Origin of the sequence: Flavobacterium sp. (genome assembly GCF_043779715.1) — a bacterium.
Taxonomy (GTDB): domain Bacteria; phylum Bacteroidota; class Bacteroidia; order Flavobacteriales; family Flavobacteriaceae; genus Flavobacterium.
In genome coordinates this window covers 1-2,932 of record NZ_JAYWDT010000207.1, presented here as the reverse complement: position 1 = coordinate 2,932, position 2,932 = coordinate 1, and the positions used below count along the sequence as shown (strand labels likewise).

At 31.5% G+C, this 2,932-nt stretch carries 3 protein-coding genes and 1 pseudogene; all 4 read left to right on the top strand.

Features of this window, described 5'->3' with window-relative positions:
• The coding region (locus tag ACH2BG_RS10030; protein ID WP_395047556.1) for a hypothetical protein at positions 1–351 on the top strand (351 nt) is incomplete at its 5' end.
• Between the two features lie 251 nt (positions 352–602).
• The gene (gene hisG / locus ACH2BG_RS10025; RefSeq protein WP_395047555.1) at positions 603–1,460 is read left to right on the top strand and encodes an ATP phosphoribosyltransferase; all 858 of its coding nucleotides are present in this window, start codon (positions 603–605) and stop codon (positions 1,458–1,460) included.
• An 11-nt stretch (positions 1,461–1,471) separates the two neighbouring features.
• The gene (gene hisD, locus ACH2BG_RS10020; RefSeq protein ID WP_395047554.1) at positions 1,472–2,761 is read left to right on the top strand and encodes a histidinol dehydrogenase; all 1,290 of its coding nucleotides are present in this window, start codon (positions 1,472–1,474) and stop codon (positions 2,759–2,761) included.
• Positions 2,754–2,932, top strand: a pseudogene (locus ACH2BG_RS10015) (histidinol-phosphate transaminase); the annotation flags it as partial. The gene hisD and the pseudogene ACH2BG_RS10015, both read left to right, overlap by 8 nt.

Sequence of the window (2,932 nt, the reverse complement as noted above, 5' to 3'; positions counted from 1 at the left end):
CTTATTAATACAGCTTATATTATCTTTATATTTTGTATGATAATGGGAAAAATCTCTATGTTTACGGGAGAAAAATCTGAGGATATTGTCGAAAGTTTAGGCATTTCACAAGATTTAATTCACGAGCATGAAGAATTGGCTGAAAGTTTCATGAAAATATTTTACTTACTCGGACTGGCTTCTTTTTTAGGATTGTATGCTAATTATAAAAAACATTCAAAATCGCTTTTGGTTGCTTATTTAGTTATAACTATTGCAATTGTTACCGTAATAATGTCTAAATCTGTAGGAACTTCTGGAGGCGAAATTCGTCATACTGAAATTAGAGAAAACACTTCTTTTAAATCATAAAATAAATTAAAAAATAATAAATTTTACAAAATAATTTGTTTTCTATTTTTATTTGAACATATATTTGCAATGTATTAAAAAAACAAAAATGTTTCTAAACCAATTACATCATCATTTTCATATTTGCTCTCAGGCGAAGTGTTAATGGTATGCGTGTAAATCACAATATTCTAAAACCCGTTTGAGTACATCAAACGGGTTTTTTGTTTCCTCTAAGTTGTACTCATCCACCAAATTTAAATCAAAAAAAAATGAGTACTTTAAAAATTGCAATTCAAAAATCCGGTCGTCTTAATGAAGATAGCTTAAAAATCCTTAAAGATTGTGGTGTTTCTATCGATAACGGAAACGATCAATTGAAAGCTACGGCTTCAAATTTTCCTTTAGAAGTTTTGTTTCTTCGGAATTCAGACATTCCTCAATATCTCATTGATGGTGTTGTAGATATTGCCATTGTTGGCGATAATATTTTAGTCGAAAAAGGAGGGAATATTCAAATTGCAGAAAAATTAGGCTTTTCTAAATGCAAAGTATCCATCGCAGTTCCTAAAACTTTTCAATACAATTCTATTCAGGATTTAAAAGGATTGCGTGTTGCGACTTCTTACCCAAATACAGTTAACAATTATTTTAAATCTAAAAATACCGAAGTCGATTTGCACGAAATATCAGGATCTGTAGAAATTGCTCCCAATATTGGTTTGGCAGATGCTATCGTAGATATTGTCTCTAGCGGAAGTACTTTATTTAAAAACAACCTTAAAGAAGTTGAAATAATTTATAAAAGCGAAGCCGTTTTAGCTGTTTCTCCAAAAATATCACTAGCAAATAAAGCGGTTTTAGACAAGCTTCAATTCAGGATTCAATCGGTTCTCAAAGCTAGAAAATCTAAATATATTTTGATGAACGCACCTAATAATAAAATAGCTGAAATTAGTAAAATTCTCCCAGTTCTAAAAAGCCCAACCGTTATGCCACTTGCCGAAGAAGGATGGAGTAGTGTACATTCTGTTATTGATGAAGAATTGTTCTGGGACGTAATAGACCAGTTGAAAGCCGCTGGTGCCCAAGGAATTTTGGTTTGTCCAATTGAAAAAATGGTTATTTAATAATAAAAGTTATGAATAAAATATACAATCCAACAAAAGAAACTTGGTCAGAAATTCTAAAAAGGCCAACACAATCTTTCACTGATATTGAAGAAACTGTAAAAGGAATCTTCAAAGAAGTAAAATTAAAAGGAGATGTCGCTGTAACAAAATATACTTCTTTATTTGATGGAGTTTCAATTGAAAAATTTGAAGTTTCTAATGAAGAAATAAATGAAGCAATCGCTTTAGTTTCAACAGAATTAAAACAAGCTATTGATTTAGCAAAATCGAATATTGAAAAATTTCACACCGCTCAAAAAACTTCAAAAATAGAAGTCGAAACGATTGAAGGCGTAAATTGTTGGCAAGAAAAACGCCCGATTCAAAAAATTGGATTATATATTCCAGGAGGAACAGCACCTTTGTTTTCAACAGTTTTAATGTTGGCTATTCCAGCTCAAATTGCTGGTTGCAAAGAAATTATTCTATGTTCACCACCAGATAAATCAGGCAAAATAAATCCTGCTATTTTATACGCAGCCAATTTGTGTGGTGTAACAAAAATTCTAAAAGTAGGAGGGATTCAAGCCATCGCAGGAATGACTTTTGGTACACAAACTATTCCAAAGGTGTATAAGATATTTGGACCAGGAAATCAGTTTGTAACAGTTGCAAAACAATTTGCCACACGATTTGGAGTCGCCATCGATATGCCAGCAGGGCCAAGCGAATTATTCATTGTTGCAGATGATTCAGCAATTTCAAGCTTTGTCGCTTCCGATTTGTTAAGTCAAGCCGAACATGGAACCGATAGTCAAGTAATTTTAGTTTCAACTTCAAAAGAATTGATAAATGCAGTCGAAATCGAAATCAACAAACAAATAGAAGTTTTACCTAGAAAAAATATAGCACAAAAAGCTATCGAAAATTCTAAACTAATTTACGTTGAAGACGATAGTATTGCATTAAATTTAATCAACGAATATGGACCAGAACACTTTATTATTTGTACTAAAAATGAAGATTTTTATATTGATAATATAGAAAATGCAGGATCTATTTTCATCGGGAATTATACGCCCGAAAGTGCTGGAGATTATGCATCAGGAACCAATCATACTCTGCCAACAAATGGTTATGCTAAAAATTATTCAGGCGTAAATTTAGATAGTTTTCTTAAATCAATGACTTTCCAGAAAATATCTAAAGAAGGTATTCAAAACATAGGTAAAGCAATTGAAATCATGGCGGAAGCCGAAGGTTTACAAGCTCACAAAAATGCCGTATCATTACGATTAAAAGCTATAGAAAATGAATAATTTCAACATCAATAATCTCATCAGAGAAAATATAAAAAGCATGAAATCTTATTCTTCTGCACGAGATGAATATAAAGATTTTACTCACAATATGGTTTATCTTGATGCCAATGAAAATCCGTTTTCTAATGGAATAAATCGTTATCCGGATCCGCAACAAAAGAAATTAAA